The organism is Clostridium sp. FP1 (assembly GCF_011065975.2).
Classification (GTDB): Bacteria; Bacillota; Clostridia; order Clostridiales; family Clostridiaceae; genus Clostridium_AD; species Clostridium_AD tagluense.
The window spans coordinates 2,159,533-2,179,225 of the sequence record NZ_JAAMNJ020000001.1 but is presented as its reverse complement, the minus strand read 5'-3'; the positions used below and the strand labels follow the sequence as shown (position 1 = coordinate 2,179,225).

22 protein-coding genes and 1 pseudogene are annotated in these 19,693 nt (G+C 32.5%); 8 read left to right on the top strand and 15 right to left on the bottom strand.

The features are described 5' to 3' along the window. Positions 1 to 405 precede the first annotated feature (405 nt). Together G9F70_RS10495 and G9F70_RS10490 are read left to right on the top strand one after the other, a co-directional pair. Positions 406 to 1,254: a site-specific integrase gene (locus tag G9F70_RS10495; RefSeq protein ID WP_224617511.1), complete on the top strand. Its 849-nt coding sequence runs from the start codon at positions 406 to 408 to the stop codon at positions 1,252 to 1,254. Beyond that, positions 1,247 to 2,440: an IS91 family transposase gene (locus G9F70_RS10490; RefSeq protein ID WP_224617502.1), complete on the top strand. Its 1,194-nt coding sequence runs from the start codon at positions 1,247 to 1,249 to the stop codon at positions 2,438 to 2,440. Before G9F70_RS10495 ends, G9F70_RS10490 begins: the two co-directional genes overlap by 8 nt. Positions 2,441 to 2,776: 336 nt before the next feature. Here G9F70_RS10490 and fmt read toward each other — a convergent pair whose 3' ends face one another. Then, entirely contained in the window at positions 2,777 to 3,730 is a 954-nt protein-coding gene (gene fmt / locus G9F70_RS10485; protein WP_055665350.1) for a methionyl-tRNA formyltransferase, read from the bottom strand. Positions 3,731 to 4,093: 363 nt separating this feature from the next. On the opposite strand from fmt, the gene G9F70_RS10480 reads away from it, so the two are divergent. After that, complete coding sequence (locus tag G9F70_RS10480) at positions 4,094 to 4,417, top strand: recombinase family protein (RefSeq protein WP_224617510.1); 324 nt, start codon at positions 4,094 to 4,096, stop codon at positions 4,415 to 4,417. Between the two features lie 106 nt (positions 4,418 to 4,523). Here the strand turns inward: G9F70_RS10480 and tnpA are convergent, their stop codons facing one another. Further along, positions 4,524 to 4,997, bottom strand: a complete 474-nt coding sequence (gene tnpA, locus G9F70_RS10475) for an IS200/IS605 family transposase (protein WP_224617364.1) — start codon at positions 4,995 to 4,997, stop codon at positions 4,524 to 4,526. Positions 4,998 to 5,251: 254 nt separating this feature from the next. Then, the gene (locus G9F70_RS10470; RefSeq protein ID WP_224617509.1) at positions 5,252 to 6,787 is read right to left on the bottom strand and encodes a transposase; all 1,536 of its coding nucleotides are present in this window, start codon (positions 6,785 to 6,787) and stop codon (positions 5,252 to 5,254) included. 244 nt (positions 6,788 to 7,031) lie between these two features. Here G9F70_RS10470 and G9F70_RS10465 point away from each other — a divergent pair. Then, positions 7,032 to 7,712: pseudogene (locus G9F70_RS10465) on the top strand (recombinase family protein). Positions 7,713 to 8,177: 465 nt separating this feature from the next. Here G9F70_RS10465 and G9F70_RS27280 read toward each other — a convergent pair. The 6 genes from G9F70_RS27280 to G9F70_RS10435 form a co-directional block, all read right to left on the bottom strand. Next, positions 8,178 to 8,324, bottom strand: a complete 147-nt coding sequence (locus tag G9F70_RS27280; RefSeq protein WP_164947150.1) for an N-acetylmuramoyl-L-alanine amidase — start codon at positions 8,322 to 8,324, stop codon at positions 8,178 to 8,180. Positions 8,325 to 8,407: 83 nt separating this feature from the next. Next, the gene (locus G9F70_RS10455; protein WP_164947149.1) at positions 8,408 to 8,518 is read right to left on the bottom strand and encodes a DUF2922 family protein; all 111 of its coding nucleotides are present in this window, start codon (positions 8,516 to 8,518) and stop codon (positions 8,408 to 8,410) included. 275 nt (positions 8,519 to 8,793) lie between these two features. Further along, on the bottom strand, positions 8,794 to 9,030 hold the full coding sequence (locus tag G9F70_RS10450) for a hypothetical protein (protein ID WP_202882659.1): 237 nt from the start codon (positions 9,028 to 9,030) through the stop codon (positions 8,794 to 8,796). 21 nt (positions 9,031 to 9,051) lie between these two features. Next, the gene (locus G9F70_RS10445; protein ID WP_202882658.1) at positions 9,052 to 9,771 is read right to left on the bottom strand and encodes a hypothetical protein; all 720 of its coding nucleotides are present in this window, start codon (positions 9,769 to 9,771) and stop codon (positions 9,052 to 9,054) included. A gap of 135 nt (positions 9,772 to 9,906) precedes the next feature. Beyond that, the gene (locus tag G9F70_RS10440; protein WP_164947148.1) at positions 9,907 to 10,131 is read right to left on the bottom strand and encodes a hypothetical protein; all 225 of its coding nucleotides are present in this window, start codon (positions 10,129 to 10,131) and stop codon (positions 9,907 to 9,909) included. Between the two features lie 93 nt (positions 10,132 to 10,224). Continuing rightward, positions 10,225 to 12,207, bottom strand: coding sequence for an FAD-dependent oxidoreductase (locus tag G9F70_RS10435; protein WP_318010992.1), 1,983 nt, complete (start codon positions 12,205 to 12,207; stop codon positions 10,225 to 10,227). A gap of 128 nt (positions 12,208 to 12,335) precedes the next feature. Here G9F70_RS10435 and G9F70_RS10430 point away from each other — a divergent pair, with 128 nt between their 5' ends. The 4 genes from G9F70_RS10430 to G9F70_RS27275 all read left to right on the top strand — a co-directional run bounded on the left by G9F70_RS10430 (position 12,336) and on the right by G9F70_RS27275 (position 15,095). Next, entirely contained in the window at positions 12,336 to 12,752 is a 417-nt protein-coding gene (locus G9F70_RS10430) for a TetR/AcrR family transcriptional regulator (protein ID WP_164947147.1), read from the top strand. Further along, complete coding sequence (locus G9F70_RS10425) at positions 12,752 to 13,339, top strand: transporter substrate-binding domain-containing protein (protein ID WP_164947146.1); 588 nt, start codon at positions 12,752 to 12,754, stop codon at positions 13,337 to 13,339. The genes G9F70_RS10430 and G9F70_RS10425 overlap by 1 nt, the downstream gene beginning before the upstream one ends. A gap of 78 nt (positions 13,340 to 13,417) precedes the next feature. After that, positions 13,418 to 14,212, top strand: a complete 795-nt coding sequence (locus tag G9F70_RS10420) for a histidine kinase dimerization/phospho-acceptor domain-containing protein (protein ID WP_164947145.1) — start codon at positions 13,418 to 13,420, stop codon at positions 14,210 to 14,212. Positions 14,213 to 14,252: 40 nt separating this feature from the next. Then, the gene (locus tag G9F70_RS27275; RefSeq protein WP_224617838.1) at positions 14,253 to 15,095 is read left to right on the top strand and encodes a sigma 54-interacting transcriptional regulator; all 843 of its coding nucleotides are present in this window, start codon (positions 14,253 to 14,255) and stop codon (positions 15,093 to 15,095) included. An 88-nt stretch (positions 15,096 to 15,183) separates the two neighbouring features. Here G9F70_RS27275 and G9F70_RS10410 read toward each other — a convergent pair whose 3' ends face one another. The 6 genes from G9F70_RS10410 to G9F70_RS10390 all read right to left on the bottom strand — a co-directional run bounded on the left by G9F70_RS10410 (position 15,184) and on the right by G9F70_RS10390 (position 19,677). Next, entirely contained in the window at positions 15,184 to 15,474 is a 291-nt protein-coding gene (locus G9F70_RS10410; protein WP_164947143.1) for a nucleotidyltransferase family protein, read from the bottom strand. A 1-nt stretch (position 15,475) separates the two neighbouring features. Continuing rightward, complete coding sequence (locus tag G9F70_RS10405) at positions 15,476 to 15,913, bottom strand: HI0074 family nucleotidyltransferase substrate-binding subunit (protein WP_164947154.1); 438 nt, start codon at positions 15,911 to 15,913, stop codon at positions 15,476 to 15,478. A 132-nt stretch (positions 15,914 to 16,045) separates the two neighbouring features. Then, positions 16,046 to 16,174 (bottom strand): hypothetical protein, encoded by a 129-nt coding sequence (locus G9F70_RS26965; RefSeq protein ID WP_263484290.1) that lies wholly within the window; start codon positions 16,172 to 16,174, stop codon positions 16,046 to 16,048. 167 nt (positions 16,175 to 16,341) lie between these two features. Continuing rightward, complete coding sequence (locus G9F70_RS10400) at positions 16,342 to 16,875, bottom strand: sigma-70 family RNA polymerase sigma factor (protein ID WP_164947142.1); 534 nt, start codon at positions 16,873 to 16,875, stop codon at positions 16,342 to 16,344. Positions 16,876 to 16,907: 32 nt separating this feature from the next. Next, the gene (locus tag G9F70_RS10395) at positions 16,908 to 17,075 is read right to left on the bottom strand and encodes a hypothetical protein (RefSeq protein ID WP_164947141.1); all 168 of its coding nucleotides are present in this window, start codon (positions 17,073 to 17,075) and stop codon (positions 16,908 to 16,910) included. Between the two features lie 268 nt (positions 17,076 to 17,343). After that, positions 17,344 to 19,677, bottom strand: coding sequence for a VapE domain-containing protein (locus G9F70_RS10390; protein ID WP_411956015.1), 2,334 nt, complete (start codon positions 19,675 to 19,677; stop codon positions 17,344 to 17,346). Between the last annotated feature and the right edge of the window lie 16 nt (positions 19,678 to 19,693).

Sequence of the window (19,693 nt, the reverse complement as noted above, 5' to 3'; positions counted from 1 at the left end):
AATTACTTCCTAATATTATTGCTGATTCCACAAAATCATTGCCACTAAATTGCGTACATATTTTCACAATCCGGTGCCTTTAATTTTAGCTTAATCACCATTAAATTTCTCTATAAAAACAACAAAGTTCTTTGAAATCAAAGGGTTTTGTGTTGAATAAAGGCTCTGTTTAAGAATAATGTTGAAATTGAAAGGCAACCTCTCAAGGCTGCCTTTATTGCGTCATAAATAAATAGAACTAAACCGCTAAAAACGGTGGCAGACGGGTACTAATGCGCTTAATTTAATTTTTACATAAATAAAATATAAAGAAGTATCCTATTTACTAAGATACTTCTTTATTATAATACACACTTCCTATAAACTTTTATTGTCGAAATAAAAAATAAGGAAGTGTTATTATTTATGTCAGAATTAAGAGAAAAAATGAAAATGGATATGGAACTAAGTGGTTATAGTCCAATGACTATAAAAAGCTATATCAATCACGTTAGTAACTTTGCTAAATTTTACAACAAATCACCAAAGTATTTAGGTGAAAAAGAAATTTGTGAATATCTACATTATTGTATCATTATAAAGAAATTAAGTGAAGGAACAGTTAATTATATTAATTCAAGCCTTAAATTTTTTTATACTAAAACTCTGAATAGATACTGGAATTCGGACAAAATCGCAAGGATGAAAGAACCATCAAAATTACCTGCTGTATTATCCCCAGATGAGGTTAAGTCTATCTTTGATGTTACTGAAAACCTTAAGCATAAGGCAATTCTCATGACGGTTTACTCCGCAGGCTTAAGGGTTAGTGAAGTTTGCAATTTAAAAATAACGGATATTGATAGTAAAAACATGCAAATATTAATTAGAGAGGGCAAGGGTAAAAAAGATAGATATTCATTGTTGTCAAAAGCAAATTTAGAAATCCTTAGAGAGTATTGGATAAAATATCATCCTACGGAATATTTATTTTCTGGAAAGGGTCGTACAGATTCTATAAGTCCACGTAGTGTTCAGAAAATGCTCGAGAAATCTATAAAAAAAACTAAAATCACTAAGCATGCAACTGTCCATACGCTTCGTCATAGCTTTGCAACTCACTTATTGGATGCTGGTACAGATATCTGCTACATTCAAAGACTTTTAGGACATACCAGAATAACTACTACCACTATTTATTTACATCTTAGAAGAATGGATTTACTTAATATAAAGAGTCCATTGGATGTGCTCTTAGGAGAAAAAGATGATTGAGATTCAAGATATATTTAATCAGTATGGCGATGAATATAGGAGAAATCATCAGCTTCCGCTGCACATTTTGAAAACTATGATTGATATTGAAGCTTGTAGAACAGAAGAGCTTGGTGGTCATATAGATGAATGTGATGAATGTGGGCATATTAGAGTTTCTTATAATTCCTGCCGAAACAGACATTGTCCTAAATGCCAAACTTTAGCAAAGGAAAGATGGCTTGAAAAAAGAAAAGAGGATTTATTACCCGTAGGGTATTTTCATGTAGTTTTCACTATACCTCAAGAACTTAACTATATAACTCTTACAAACCAAAAGGAAATGTATTCTATCCTCTTTAATGCTGTTTCAGAAACATTATTTGAACTTTCAAGAGATAAAAAATATTTAGGAGCCGAAATTGGATTTATGTCAATTTTACATACGTGGGGTCAAAACTTAATGAATCACCCTCACATGCATTGTATAGTTCCAAGTGGTGGTTTAACTTTTGATGGTACAAAATGGATAAATTCTAAAAAGAATTTTTTTATTCCAGTGAAAGTTTTATCAAGAATATTTAGAGGAAAATTCTTATTTTATCTTAAAAAAGCTTATTATAGTAATGCTCTTAAATATACTACTGGAATTGAGGAATTAACAGAAAAACACATATTCCAAAGCTTTGTAGGTAAGTTATATAAAAAAGAATGGGTTGTATACTGCAAACCCCCTTTCGGGAGTGCGGAGTACGTACTTGAATACCTTGGCAGATACACTCATAGAGTAGCGATATCTAATCATCGAATTGTAAATTTAGAAAATGGATATGTAACATTTAAGTGGAGAGATTATAAAGACCATAATAAAGAAAAATTTATGACTCTTGCGGTAGATGAATTTATTAGAAGATTTCTCATGCATGTTCTACCAAGAAAATTTGTAAAAATTAGACACTATGGGATATTAAGCAATAGAAATAGGTCAACTAAACTTCAAAAGTGCAAAGAACTTACAGGTGCAGTACAAAGTAAAGGTGAAAATTCAGATGTTAAGTTAAGTGCAGCGGAGCTTCTTTTAAAGATGACAGGAATAGATATAAATACATGTTCTTGCTGTGGTAAAGGTAAAATGATTATAAAAGAGAAGTTGAATCGCCAAAATTTTTCTCCACCTTGTGAAAAAAAATGGAATAGCGTCTCGTAGAGTGTTTATTTTGGGGAGGGGGAAAGTACGTCTATTTTTAGAAAATAATCAAAATTTAGAAGAGTTTAAGATACATTTATGGAAATTAAAGTGATTAATCTTAGTGTTAAAGCAAATTTCAGAAAGAGGGGAAAGATTGAATCTCCATAGTAGTGGAAACGCGGCATCGTTCTTTTGCTTGTTTCAGAAATTGAGCAGTTTTAGTGGCTATCATCATTTAAGTATATACTTATGGTGATAGTTTTTATCGGCTCAACATCTGAATCCAAACCTATACATATTACGAACCAATAATCATAATATTGTAGTCCTATATAGACTATTAATCAATTATGATTATGATAATACAATGCCTTTTTCTATTTTATTTCCTTTTAAAAATTCTTTTACCTCAAGAGGTTTCCCCCCTGGAAACTGTAATATTTCTATAATCAGAATACCGTTATTGGTGGCGACTGTAATTCCTTCATTATTTGCATCTATAATATAACCAGGTGGTTTAATAATATTCGCCTCTAATGACTTGGATTTGAATATTTTAATTGGAATATCTTTATAATAAGTATGAGCAGTTGGCCATGAGTTTATATTTTTATATGGCCAAGAACTCAATCCTCTTATTAAATTATGTATGTTAATACTACTGTCATTCCAATTAATCTTTGCCATTTGCTTGTTTAACATCTGTACATAAGAACTTCCATCACTCTGTTGTTTTACCCCACAAATTTTACCTGTGATAATTCCATTTATTGTTTCCTCTAACAGTTCAGCACCGTTTATTTTTAATAATTTGTACAATTCTCCTGCTGTCATAGATTCAGATATGTCAAACTCACTTCTCATAAGCATATCACCCGTATCTATACCAGTATCCATTAGTATAGTTGTATTTCCAGTTGTTATTTCCCCATTTATTAAACTCCAATTTATCGGTGATGACCCCCTATACATTGGGAGGAGAGATGCATGTAGATTAATACATCCGAGTCTTGGTATGTCAAGTATATGCTTAGTTATGATTTGACCATATGCTACAACAATAATAAAATCAGGTTTTATTTCTTTTAATTTATCAATAATTACAGAGTCTGTTTTTATTTTTTCGGGCTGAAAAATCGGAATTTGATTCGATAGTCCGACCTCTTTGATTGGTGAAATTGCTACCTTTTTCCCTCTTCCACTTGGTTTATCAGGTTGTGTTACAATCGCACTTACATTATATTTCTCTATCATTTTCTTCAATGAGGGAACTGCAAAATCAGGAGTTCCCATAAAAACTATTTTCATTATTGATACCTCCCTTTGATACTACAAAATATATTTTGTAGTTATTCATTAGTTACACAATAAATTACAAGTCCGAATTAACTCCATTATACAACAAAAGGATAATATTGGCTATAATTGGTGTATATGATTTTTAACACTACTTTTTAACATAGCCTAAATATAAATCTAATTCCGAAGTGAGATGTTTAGGCTAATTATTTTATTACAATTTGGCAATAATCATTATATTGGATGAAATTTTCATATGAGAAACATGTAATTTGGCAAATTTTATATTTTTAATTCTTTTAAAGGAATGATGCGAAAATGAGTAATGAAAGAAAAGTCACGAAAATTGAGAGAATATCTCTCATGCTAAAAGTGAAGGTAGCAATATACTGCAGAGTCAGCAGGTTGCATGCTGATCAAATAGAAAGCCTTAACAACCAAATCCATCAATATAAGCAGCTGGTTAAGCGGCACCTTGATTGGGAACTAGTTGATGTATATGCAGATATTAAATCCGGGAAAAATACTACCGACAGGACAGAATTCCAAAGAATGCTCTCAGATTGCTATGACCACAAAATTGACTTAATAATTACCAAATCAGTAAGTCGATTTGGACGCAATACAGTGGACGAGTATAGTCGGAAAACAATAATTAACAATTCTTATATTTATGAGTCAGGACCACCCGTATAACGGGTGGCTTGTTCTAGCCCTATAAGGGCATGTTACTGGCTACGTCTAAAGACATACTGAAAGTTCTGCCAACCGCATACCTTTACATACAACCCCTAAAGGGGTATTATTTTTTGTATTTATTTACTGGCTCACCCGTAAACGGGTCCATATATTCTTTTAAACTTATCTGCTCACATACAATATCTTCTTGAAGTTGGTTTTTTATATATTCTTCTATTGCATTTTTGTTTCTTCCTACTGTATCTACATAATATCCTTTACACCAAAATTGTCTATTCCCATACTTATACTTCAAATTTGCATGTCTATCAAATATCATCAATGAACTTTTACCTTTTAAATATCCCATAAATTGTGACACACTTAATTTGGGTGGTATACTTACAAGCATATGTATATGATCCTTGCATGCGTTTGCTTCTAATATTTCTACACCCTTATATTCACATAGCTTTCTCAATATTTGTCCTATGTCTGATTTTATTTTCCCATATATTATTTGTCTTCTATATTTGGGTGCAAAGACAATATGGTATTTACAATTCCATTTACTATGTGCTAAACTTTGATTGTCCATTTGGATTTTTCCCCTTTGACTTGGTTGTGGTTGGCAAACCTACTTCCATTTTATCAAAGGGGGTTGTTTTTTTCTACGTATAGCTATAAGCTTTTTAGAACCACAGGCATAGCCCGTGGTATTCTTTCATTAATAAAAGTATTAAACTGGATGTAAAAATTTCTTTAGATTAATTTTGGGCATGACAAAAAGGCTTTTTCATACGTTATTTAAAAAAGCCGTAGGCTGGTTATTGAGTTGAAACTGACTGTAAATTACGCAGCGCTATTCCTAAAAATCGGGAAAATATCAGCAAGGGTTACTAGTTTTTCTTTAGCCCAAGCATCTATAAAGCAGCAAAATGCACCAAGAAATACTCTTGTTATTCTGCGACCAACAGAATAGATAATTGCTTTTTCAGCGTGGAAGTCATTGTTTATTCTATCCCAACATCTTTCAGTAGTTGAACGTCGTTTATAAAGATATTTCCATTGCTTTGAACCTCTTATTATTGGAGTAAAATATCTTGGGTTATCTAATGTTTTAGTGTAGTAAGTTTTGTTGCTTTTTATAGGACATTTTTCACAGTGTTCACATTGAACTGAGAATAACCATTTACGCCTGTATTCTTTACGGATAATTCCCCAATTACGAAGTTGATGTCCACAAATTTTCCCGTGAGGAATACCCTTATCATTAAGTTCAACAAATTCACTACCTGATGAAGGTTTTGAAGAACGTGAATTTAAATCAATAATAGGATTTATTCCATAATGCATGCATAAAAGATAAAAAGCATTAGCATCATATGCAGAATCTAAGGCTACAGAATGAAATTTAATTTTCGGGTATAAATCTACAAGCTCTTTAAGTTCATAAACGCCAGTAACAGAATCATGCCGAGCTGCACTAACAAATTTAATTTGGATAGGTAGGCTGTAAAAACTATCACAGGCAGTGAACCCGTGATAAGTATGACCATAGTAATAGTGTTCATTAAAGCTATCCCAACCCCAGCTAGCACTGGGATCGGTGAACTTTCGATAACAATCACAACGCTCTCCAGGTTTAAGTTTGCAATCACAAACCTTTTTACCATAAGGCGAAGCCTGCGTAGGCATACATGTTCCATCACCAGCAATATTTAGTTTTGAAGGGTCTCCCAGAATGCCCATTGATAACGAAGGAATAACAAATAATTCTTTAAGTATGTTGTTCATTTTGGATTCTATTCTATCAGAAAGCTTAGAATTATCATATTTCAAAACCCTTTTAACTAAACGTTCAACTACGCCAGATTTGGAGTTATTCATCTTTTGGTTTTTCTTTTGTTTTTTACTTGGTTTACGTTTAAATTTACGCAGTTTGGATTTATATAGGACTTTGTCCTTGTAAATCAGCCTATCCATAAAATCATAAAAAGTGCCTATACCAGGTATTTGATCAGCAAGTATGCCTTCGGCTTTAGAGGGCGAGTAGCAAGCAGGGATAAACCCTGACAGAATTGCATAAAGCGGTTCTGAACGTAATTTCTTTATCCAAGATGATATGCTCGTTTCTTTACAATAAGCCATAATAATAAGGGACCTAAGTAAAGCTACAGCATCTTTTGGCGGAGCCCCTTGATTGGACTTAGAGTAAGTACTTTGTATTAGAGAAACAATTCCGGTTAGGTCGGCAGACCAGATTTTTGTTATTATTGAACTACGCTCAACCAAAGTAATTTGTTGATTATTTTGAATAAAGAATTTTTCTAGAAATGTTTCAACAAAATCTTGATATTGAGCATGTGAAGCCTTAACAGTTAGCATGAAAATCACTCCTTATAATGAAATAATGGTAATAATATACACATTTCATTTTGGGAATTTTTACTAGCTGTCAAGTCTTATTTCAAACTGTTTATTTAAAATAAATTAATAATGCTACGAATAGCTTAGATTATCTAGGTTATGCGTACAATATAAAACTCAAAGAAATTCTGGGGTGAAGTTGATTTTTGAAGAAAAATTAACCTAGCATTAGCAATGGCTTGAGAGTTTCCGAGAGTACTAAGTGGACATACTCGATGTGATAAATAAATTGCGTAGCCTGCTTGTTGATGTGTACTTTGAGGTTGAAAACATTAACATTTCAGAGACAAGCAAGACTTTTCTGTTGTCTATTCTCGAAGCAGTAGCACAAGCTGATAGTGAATCAAGAAGCCAAAATATTAGGTGGGGTATTCGGCGTGGATTTGAGACCGGAAACTCAAAATTTTATAATCGCAAGTGTTATGGCTATATTAATACTTCTGATGGAAATATTGTTATAGATGAAGATCAATCCAAAGTAGTACAGAAAATTTATGAGTTATATCTTAATGGCTATAGCATTCTAGCAATAATTCGTTACCTTGAAGCGGAATGTTTAAAGTCTCCAACAGACAAAGAACATTGGGCGAAGCGTACAATCGATACAATGCTTTAAAATGAAAAGTACACGGGCAATGTGGTGGTTGGGAAAACTTACGGCCTTGAATATCCTAACAATAAAAGAATAATCAACAAAGGTGAATTACAAAAATATTTAGCAATAGACTGCCACGTTCCTATTATTTCGCAGGAATTATTTGATAAAGTTCAGTTGAAAAAAACAAGACGCAGCAATATTCAGGTAGTTGATGATAATGCGACTCGCAGAACTACTCACTACAGTATGAAAAGATCAACAATAACAGAAACCAATTATGAGTAGGCTAAATATATTATCAGATAACGATTGCTGAGAGAATTACTGCATTTATTTCGTAATTATACTCAAGGTCGCTAAAATACTGGCTTTGTACTTCCGCTAAAAAGTGCACACCCCCTACACTAGATTTCATAGGGGGTGTGCATTTATTCCATTCCAACCTATAATTTCATGACTTTCATCTCAAATTACAGCTTGTATTTCATCCAAAAAACAACGAAAACCCCTGAATTCAAGGGTTTTCCATTGTATCAAAATTGTTGTTCTTTTATGGTGGATGCGAGGGGTGTCGAACCCCTGTTCGTTTTTTTCATGTGCCTAGAACACCCCATTACATAATTATTGCCCCAAAAACCGCCCCCATAACTTCCTAATTTGATTTTCAGCATTTTCCCCTGCAGCATATGAACCTGCCACAACCCTATAAATATTTTGTACGCTCGCTTGTTCAGGTACTGAAGGTTCATTTTAGCTTACACCTACTTCTGTAAGAATAGCTTTAGTTAATGCTTTAATAATCTCACTTCTTTTACTATCAAAAACGTTATTATCATTAGTGCTATCAATAAACCCAATCTCAACTAGCACAGCTGAGGCCTTGGTTTCTCTTAGCACATGAAAATTAGCCGCCTTTACTCCTCTGTCTCCTTATTTAAATGTTTAAGCAGAAAAATAGTGCCCTCGCAGGCACTATTTCCCTAAGCTACTTCAACTGTACTAGTATCAGTAGTAACTATCTTAGCATCTTTCTTGCCAACTAAGTTACCACTCGCTGCTGCAAAAATGTTTTTTGCGATTACTAAATCCATAAGAGCATTAACTAAGCTGTACTGATTTTCTCTGTCTAGTCCGAATATTGGATAAGCTTTAACGCACTGGCTACCTTTGTTGATTTAACTGCCATGTTAATTCCCCCTTTCATTTTGTTTTCATTTTAAGTAGATAATTCTACATTCCCCCGAGATCGCGCCATAATTAGAAGTTTATGGTTGCTAATTAAATTAAGATATGAAAATGTCCAAGTATTATACAAAATATAGTACTTAGACATTTTTTCATGGGTATAGTTTCTTTGCTTTAGTTGCTAAGATTTTTTCTCTAAGCATTTTTCCGGATTAATCTTTATTAAATTCCAATTTCCCTTTTCATCTTTTTTATATTGTGCTATCTCTATGTCAGTATCATTAGTCAATTGAAAAAACATAAATTTGTAATCATTTCCATCAGTACCCTTGAAATATATATTCTTAACATATCCTTCTTGTTTTGTCGGATATCTTTCCTTTACGAGTGAACACCAATTTCCATATTTAATATCCACTACAGCTTCAGCATTATGATTCTAACCATGATAAGGTGCACATAAAAAATCCTCTCCGAAAAGTTGAACATCAGAAATTTTATACAAGGAACCTTCTTTTGATATTTCTATAAAAGCATAGTAATAAGCAAAATTAGAGATGTTGTCTCCTGTACCTTCAATAGTTTCAATCTCAACAAAATATTTGATTTTATTTAGATCATTATTAAACTCAGGAACTTTTTTTAGTTTTATTAGATTTATATGAAGTATATTTTCGAAAGATTTAAGGTACTCATTATAATTTAACTTATCTCGATATTTAGAGGATAAAAAATTATATGCCACTGGATAAGGTATTTGTGCATTCCCCAGTGTTCCACAGCCCGCGCCCTTTCCTTCTACTGGATTCGCAGCTTGCCTTAAAACGCTGAAATAATTAATTATTGTTTCTTCTGGAGTTTTAAGCAAATTACTAGGCAATGTAATTTCAGAGGGCTTTTTATCGTAGAAGTTATCAAAAAATTTATAATCTAAAAACCTATCATTAATAGAAGGTAGTTTTGATGGTCTAAAATATTTTTCTATGTCTTTCCCTTCACTATCACTAAACTGTGTATAGAACTGTCCTCCCATTGTTATCTTTACAGAATTTTGGTTTTTATGATATACAATGAAAACAACTAATATTAATAATAAAGCTGTTAATAATCCAATAACAATTTGAAAAATTATATTCTTATTTAACTTTATACTCTTCATCTATTCCCTACCTTTTAATATAATTACTTTAAATATTATATTAAATAAAGTATTATAATAGACGTCAATGAATGTAGTCGCGATTTTTAGCTTCATCTAAAGTAACTTGAGTAGCCTTATTGTGTTTTCAGAATTTTATCTTTGAATAACTGTCGGAATGTGCTTTGTATAGGTTAGGAAATTATTGACGATCTCCTTTGTTTTGACCTCCATATACCCGTTTGTAGTCCCATCGCTACATCCATACCACTCTTCAAAAAGCACATCCTTATCAAAAACAACTTGCACAAGATTGTCCTTGTCCATTAAAACGCCAAATATGGTCGCAGCGCCGATTTTTACGCACAGAATATTTTCCATCAGCTCCGATGGAGCAAATAATAGGCGCTAAAACACCACAGACATATTACATTCTGTGGTGTTTGTATTCATATATTAATTTTAAATTTATATCTAGATACTTCTTCCCAATTCATAACCACTCCAAATTGCGTTCATAATATTACGAACTTCTCTAGAATCTCCTATGTTATAAAGTACCTTTTCACCATCATTAAGACTATTATACAAATCATTCTTTTGACGGTATCCCACAGCGGTAATAACTGTATCAGCTGAAATTTCGGCCAGTCCTTCTGCGTTATTTATAACTACTGAATGTTTATTTACTTTTTCAACTTTTGTATTTTTATAAACATCTACATTGTTAAATGCTAAAAGCTCAACTAACATTGAATAATTCATCATAGGCATTCCATGAGGTCCACCTAAAACATCACTTTGCATTTCAACAACACTTACTTTTTTGCCCATCTGTCCTAACCATAAGGCAGCTTCACAGCCTACAAGTCCTCCACCAACAACAACTATTTCATTGCCTGCTTTGGATACATCTAGTAACACATCATTTGCAGTATATACGTTATTTTCGCTTCCAAAATCAATACTAATTGGAGATGAACCTATTGCAACTACAATAACATCTGCATCAAATTTTTCAACATATGCTTTATCTACTGGTGTATTCTTTATAACATTTATACTAAGTTTTTCTAGTTGGTATTCGTACCATTTAATTAATTCTCTATCATCAGTTTTGAAGTCTGGAACAGAACCTGGAATAATATTTCCACCTAATTTACTGGATTTTTCAACTATGGTTACTTTATGACCACGAATTGTTGCTGCACGTGCGCATTCCATACCTGCGAGTCCACCACCAATTACCAATACTTTTTTTGGCGAATTAGTATTACTTAAACCATATTTTTCTTCTCTTCCGCAAGCAGGATTTACTGCGCAGGACAATGGAGAACCTGTGGCAATTCTTCCCATACATCCATCGTGACAAGAAAGACAAGGACGAATATCCTTAAAATTGCCTGTACGAATTTTCTCTGGAAGATAAGGATCTGCAAGAAGTGGTCGTCCATATGATACTATATCACAACAGCCATTAAGTGCATCTAATGCAATATCAGGATTGTCCAATCTACCTGCAAGTATAACAGGAACATCCACCACTTTTTTCACAGCTCTTCCAAATTCGCGATACATTCCCTTTTCAAAGTACATTGGTGGGTGATTCCAGTACCATGAATCATAAGTCCCTGCATCAACATTTAGCATATCATACCCAGCTTCTACTAAAATCTTTGCAGCTTCTAAACCTTCTTCTAAATCTTTTCCTTTTTCCTGAGCTTCTTCTCCTGGTAATATACCAAGGCGAAGAGCTTTTATAAAGGATTTAACACTATAGCGCAAAGATACTGGAAAATCTTCACCACATACTTTTTTCACACCTTTTACAATATCAGTTGCGATTTTTAATCTTGCCCTTAAATCTCCACCGTATTCATCAGTACGTTTATTATAAAAACTGATTGCAAATTGATCAAGTAAGTAGCCTTCATGTACTGCATGGATTTCAACACCATCAAAACCGCCTTTTTTAGCAATTGCAGCAGATTTTATAAAATTATTAATCAAAACTTGAATTTCTTCAGTTGTCATTTCTCGATGAATTATACTTGGTTCAAAACGATTTTCATTAATAGATGGAGCTATGTGTGTTTTTACAAGTCCTGGAATTGCAGAACGACCTAAACCACCTGTAAGCTGTAAAATTATTTTAGAATCATAAGCATGAATTCTTTCAATCATAGATGCTACAGACTTACAAAATAATGCAGGTCTGTATGTTGGACATGGCATTATCAAATCTTCCACTTCATTGTAATCTACGTTACAAATACCAGTAATAATTAACCCAGTGCCACCTTTAGCGCGTTCTACATAATAGTTTTGCGCATTTTCATTAAACCCACCATTTGGGTCAGCATAAAAAACTAATCCCATTGGTGCCATGGAAATTCTATTTTTTAATTTCAGCTTACCTATTGTCATTGGTTCAAAAAGTTTTTGATACTTGTTCACAAAAATTCCTCCTTCATATTTAACAAAATCAGTTCTGTGATTTGATTATGTTAAAATCTTAACACTTAAATTTATAAGAATCAAACTTAATAATATCAATATATCCCTTTTCCACCACATAATACTGAATGAGGTCACCATATCTCATTATTCCTTATGTTATTTGTGAAAAAGCAGGTGTTTCTGTTGGCAGCTTTTATCAGCATTTCAAAAATAAAGCTGGAATCATTATTGAGCTTTATTCAATATGTGATATTTATTTTTCAGAAACCATACTTCCCACTTTATTAAAAAAATCAAATTCTTATTACAATAAAATTATAGATTATATTGCTTCGCAAATGCAGTATGGACTTGATATTGGAAATGATTGTTCCACACAATTATATAAGGCACAAATAACAGATGGTAATGAATTCTTTTTATCTATGGAAAGGGGATTACCAAATGGGCTTTGTTATATGAGATTACCCAGGTATGATATAATTAACATAAAATTTCTTATCCAGAAATACAACTTGAAATATTCTTTAAAAGTAAGGTGATGATTTTAATAAAAAAACTTCTTATTATTACAATTTCAATATTAGCTATTATTTCATTAATTGTAATCTACCATTTTAAAAGTGCCAATCTGCTCCCAAGGGAAAATAAACACATTGTTCTCAAGGTAGCTGGTGATATTAATTTTCCTCCCTATGAATATGCTGATGAAAATGGTATATATACTGGTTTCAACGTTGATATAATGAGAGCCATAGCTCTATCTACAGGTATCGATATTAAGTTTTATCCCATGCCTTGGAAAGAAGCCTGTGAAAAACTTAAAAATGGTGAAGTTGATGTGATTGAGGGGATGAAAATCGAAACAGATAGAGACAAATATTATGAATTCTCCAAGGAATATTTAGAAAATTCTCAATCTATTTTTGTTGTTGAATATAATAATGATATAAATCAATTTAGAGACTTGGAAAACAAGAAAGTAGTTATACAACAAGGTGATGTTTCAGTAGATAATCTTAATACTTTGAATAATGTAAATATCGTTTATACAAATGATCAAGAACAAGCGATTAATAAGCTACTTTCAGGAGAAGCAGATGCATATATAGGTAATACCTTAACTTGAGTATTTTTTATAAATAAACTTGATATTAAAAATAAAATAAAAATTGTTGGTAAAGTTCTCAATCCAACTAAATACTCCGTGGCTGTAAAATATGGAGATGTAGAAACTTTACGCATAATTAATAGTGGACTTAAAGAAATTAAAAAAAATGGAACATACGATAAAATATATAGGAAATGGTTTGGCCAGCCTGTAAATTTACCTAACTGGTATATTAAGCGGATTATATTTTTTTCAGCTATTATAATACCTATTCTTGCCATTATAATGCTTCTGTTTTATAAATGGAATAATCGTTTAAAAAAAGAAGTTAATAAACAAACACGTGAAATTAACAATGCCAATGATATACTTGTAAAAAAGAATATACAAATAAAACTTGAAAGAGACTTTAGAGATATAACGGAAGAAAAATTAATGCAGGAAAATATTAGAACAAAAGATAAAATGCAATCTTTGGGCAACCTAATTTCAGGTATTGCCCATGAAATTAGGAATCCATTAACCTCAATAAGAGCATACGTTGAATTAATACCCAAAAAGTTTGATAATCCTAAATTCAGAGAAATGGTGTCCAAAGATATTCCTACTGAAATAGATAGACTAAATTCCTTGATTAATGATTTGCTGGAATATTCAAAGCCACAAAAACCATACAAGGAAAAAACAGATTTATGTGAGATAGTTAATAAAGTTATTCTCTTATTAAAAAACAAATTGCAAACTGAAAACATTATTATAGAGAATAATATAAATAAGAATATCTTTGTGTTTATTGATAAAAATCAATTTAGACAGGTACTTATAAATATAGTTCTAAATGCTGTTGAATGTTTAGATAAACAAGATAAAAGAATAATTATTTGGATTTAAAAAGGGTTCTTTTACTGGTGCATTTGAAGATAGAAAAGGTATTATCGAACTATCTAATAAAGGAACACTTTTTCTTGATGAAATAGGAGATATGGATGTGAATCTTCAAACTAAATTGCTCAGGGTTCTTCAGGATAAAGTTGTATTTCCTATTGGCTCAATTAAAGGTACCAAAATAAATGTACGATTTATTGCAGTTACAAATAAGGATTTAAAACAGGAGGTAAAAACAAATAACTTTAGAAAAGATTTATTTTATAGATTAAATGTAATACATATAAGCATGCCTCCACTTCGGGAACGGAGAGAAGATATTCCAAGACTAGTTGACCATTTCTTAAAGAAATATAATATATTATTAAGCAAAGACATTAAAGGTATTTCAGCTAAAGCTCTTCAAGCAATTGAAAAATATAAATTTGATGGAAATGTACGGGAATTGCAAAATATTATAGAGAGGGCAGTTGCTTTAACAAGAGATGATTTTATTAACACAGATGACTTACCTGAGGATGTGTTTTTTTCAGAAAATATTGTTAGTATCTGTGATGATATTATACCTATTTATGTTGGCGAAAACATGAAGTCCATAGAAAGAAGAGTAATTGGAGGTTTACTATTTTCAATACTTGCCCTTGTTCTAAAACAGAGCGGTATAATAACAATTAGTATGGATACAACTTTTCAATCGCCTTTCATGATAGCTTTCTTTACAACTATTGGACTTGGCGCTACTCCAAATGCTATAGCTAATATGGGAGCTGTTACTGAAAAATATGGGCCATCTCCAAAGGCATTTCTAATAGTTCCATTAGTTGGAGCATTTCTAATTGACCTTATAGGTATACCAACTATTGTTTTCTTTATGAATCTATTTAAATAAGAATCTTAGAGAAAAGAATTGCAGAATAGATATCGGACAAATGATTTTAGAAACTTTAAAAGCTCTAGCAATTTTTCTAGAGCTTTTTTTAGTTTTTACAATAAATTTGAATTCCATCTCTTTCTATCTGTTTTTCTATATTCTCATTTAATGCGTCTAGGAAAACAATATCACAAGAGTATACTCCTATTACATCATTAATTTCATCTACAATAGTTCCTTTACTTTTTCCTATAAACTCAATACATAAATCTATATCTGAATTTATATTTTCTGTTCCTTTTGCTCTTGACCCAAATATTATGACTTTTTCTATGGTAGTGTTATTTTGGAAATAATAAATTAAGTTTGCATATACGTGTTTATCTATTCCATACATATCACATTACCACTTTTGATAGCTTGCTTAATAAATCTTCTATGGCACATGTATAATCATTTATTATCTTATTTTTAATTTCTTCATAGTCTTCCTCATCATAGATATGTGCTGTAGAGTTTCTTGATAGTAAAATATCATTCCAAATTTCTATATCATTGATTAACCCTTCTTTAAAGGCTTGCTTATAACACTCTCTTGGATTATTTATTTCCAAACCTGAAGCTTTAAATACCTTTGAAAGTAACTTCCAAGTTAAATCTTCTAATGTTTCGTACTTTTTAATAATAGAATCTCTATATACTTCCATTGTTATATCATCTGGATCTTGTATACTATTAAAATTATCTATAATATTCTTTAGATGAACTAACATTCTATATGCGTAATTATATGTTAATTTTATTGACTCCTCGTATTTATCTAATATCCCCATAATATTCAATCACCCTTTCTAAATTATATATTTATTTTACCATATACAATTTCATTTGAAAATAAAATTTTAATACTGCAATTATAGAAGCGAGAGGTGCATACTGAAATGTGGTTAACACACCAAAACGTTCTATTAACATAATTCAACATTATCATCTGTTACCGCAAGATCACTATCATAATCATTCAATACCCTACAAAGCTGGTATTTATTGCTGGTTACTTCATTTATAATATATGCATGTCTATATTTATCTTTCATTACTTTTACCTCATCTAAATTTATTTTAAAATGAAAAAATCTCCTTATCCTAAGATAAGAAGATAGATGAATGTCATATTATTCTTCACCGTGCTATCGTTTTTAGCTGAATTAAGTTACCACTCGCCCCTGCGAAGTTTTGTGCGGAGCTTTTAAAAAATATTAATTCACATAAGTCTTCTTAGTTTCTCTAAGGCTTTTCTCTTCATTCGTGCAAATTGATGGTAGCTTTTATCCATATCACAAGCTATTTCTCCTAGAGATTGATCCAAAACATAATATCTCTTCAAAATATCCCGCTCTGGGGGATCAAGTTTATCAAGAGCTACATATAATTTTTTCACTTCATCATAGGCAATTACTTCATCTTCTAAGGTAAATTCATAATCTCCAGAGGTATCAAAATCTAGCATTTCATTGTTTGGAACTTCTCTGAAATGCTTTATTTGGCCTTTTAAAAGGGCTTTAAAGTTCATTTTTATGGCATTTATACAATAACCGTAAAAGCTGTTGCTTCCTAGCTTGTACATGGCTATTGCTTTTAAAACTGAAAGATACCCATGTTGCACTAAGTCTTCATAATTATAACTCGGAATGTGATATTTTGAAGCCTCCTTGAATATTAGATACTTGAATTTTTCTATTATTTCTTCTGTAGAATTGCCCTCTTTAGTTTTTGCCTTTTCAACTAATTTTTCCATGATATACACCGCCTTTTTATATTTTATAAAAGCTATATGCATCCCTCGCATTTATCCATGGTTAATCCAGCATCAAAAGGCCTTAAGTTAAGTAAAATTAAGTTCTCTTGTTCCCATAAAATCCTCTCCCTACGTAGTGATTTTTTAATCCTTATCTTCACTACATTTAACTGTGCTACCTGAGCAATACTTTTTTTCATCCACTTGTCCACTTGTCCAACGTATAAATGACTTGTTTGCTAGGTTTCAATACATCTTTGGGACAAGGTGGACAAGATTCTCTTACGTGGGTATGCGTATTAGGCACACCTGTCCCTTTTATTCTACCTAATTTACATACTTCTATAGACAATTCTTGTCCCACTTGTCCCGAAGTAGCTCTAAACCTTTATTCCATAAGGCTTTAAGTGGTGGGACAAGCTCTGGGACAACCTATAATCTACTGTCCACACTGTCCCGCAGATTCCCTCAAAAAAACTCTTTGTATCCGTAAATAGGTAATTGAACTCTATCATTAATCTTCTCCCACCCTTCCATTTTCCTCATTATCCCCCCTATCTCATAAGAATCTATTTTTCTTAACATACTTGCATCCTTTCCAAAGAGTTCACACCAAACCTCCATTATACAAACACGATCACGTATTAATGTTCCTACAGTTTTTACTGCCAGTTCTCCCTCACCTCTTAAAAAACCTCTCCGCTCATATAAGCTCATCTCCTCCCAATTGCTTGGAAGAAGTTTATCTAAATACTCTCTAACTATGCCTTCCCTTTCATCACTTTCAAAAGCTTCAATTTGTGCCGTTTCTGCGGCTTCAGTAAGTGAACTGTCTAGTATTAAGGATTCTCCATTGTTATACATCATTAAGACTTCTGCCCATATTTGATCTATATCTTTTATATCCCACGGTTTAAATTTGGAGCTGCCTTTAACCTTTACTGGCCAAAATCTTCTACCTCCTGTGGTGTCTCTTAAAAAACCTGCTTCTTGATTAGTAGTCCCTACAATAATGCACTGCCTTGGATGTTCCTCCACTACTCGTCCATAACTTGCTCTAAATTTATCATCCTGCCTTGTTAAAAAGGATTTTAATGTATCCTCATCAACCTTTTTAATACCTGCCAGTTCCCCAATTTCTAAAATCCAGCTCCCTTGCAATTTTTCTGCTGCTGTCTTATCATGCATATCCGCTATACTTAGTGCATCACTAAAAAATTTGCCACCAAGCTTTGAAAATATAGTACTTTTACCTATTCCCTGAGGACCATTTAAAATAAGGGTGGTATCAAATTTAATTCCAGGCTTCATAACTCTAGCTATTGCACCACATAAGGTTTTCCTTGTAACTGCTCTAACATATTCACTATCAGCTGCCCCTAAATACTTAATGAGTAAGGTAGAAGCACGCGGTACGTTATCCCAGGTCGGTAGTGACTTTAAAAATTCTTTTACTGGGTGAAAGGATCTCTCTATAGCAACCTTTAATAGTGCCTCCTGACATTTACTTGGGGACCAAAGCTTATATTTTTTTTCTAGATAACAAGAGAGACCTGCATCATCTCCTAAGGACCAACCAGCCTTTAATCTTTTCCAAGGTACCTCACTTAGTGTTTCTATTCTTTCACTATGCTCATTATAAGCAATTCCCATTAAGGCCGAATCATGTTTGATTATCAATACTAGATTTGTCAAAGTTTCCTTAAAGCCACCTTTAGCATTAATCTCTAACTGCTCTGCCCAATTATCCACGCTACTAAAATCTTCACTAGCCTCATTAATATGTTCAAGGGCTATTTGACTTTTCACGCAGCTGTCTTTCATGGCAAGCTCTTGCATGGCTTTAAAGGAAGGCATTTTATTCATAGGTGTCCCTTCCCGCGTTTCATCATCCAGAGCACCAAACTTATGAAGTCTTACTAAATCAAAGGCATTACAAAGTTTACCGGAAGCGGGATCTGTTCCGTGGTGTGAGTATGCAAAGTCACCTTTTTCATAAATAACAAGTCCTCCTGCTGTTGTTCCCTTAGTATAGGTGTATCTATTTTCCATAAGACAGGTCACATATACCTCGCTTAAAAACTTTTCTATTACACCCAGGATGTTATAGGTTCTACAAAAGGCACCTACTACTCCACCCTTTTCACTTGGATTTCCTTGCTTATCTGCTAGCTTTTCTCTCCTTTTTATATTTCTTGAAGATTCCGGCCAAAAACTTGTATCCTGCCAATTTTCATACCTACTTAAGATTTCATCTGGATTTAACCACTGGGAATCCTGATACTTAAAAACAAATTCTCCGTCCAGGGGCGTTGAGGGCCAATACATAAGTCTTGAAGGTTCATAGGTTGTATCATCAAAATAATCTATTCCTATCTCCTCTGCAATTTTTCTAGATACCGCACCATATTCTTCAGAACTTACTGCTCTACTTAGGGGAATAACTAGCCTAAGCCTTGGAAAATCTGGACTATGCTTATGAGTTGTATACATTGCGCAGCTAAAATCAAATAACATTTCTATAATATCCCATAGACCCTTTTGTCCATAGTCAGCATCTAAAGTAATGAGGCATCTACTCAGTACCGCATCACTTTTTCTTTTTCCTTCTCTTAAAGCTCCACCAACAAAGCCGCCCACATCCTTAAGGTTATCTTGCTCAATCTTTGGTAATTTTTTATATTCCTCGCAGGTCTCAGGCGTTCTTGTAGTTTTGCTTACTCTACTTAAAAACTCAGACCATTTCATAATTTGATTTTTCCACTTTAACTCTTTACGATTTCTTCCTATCGCAATAGTAATAAGGCCATCGTTTTTC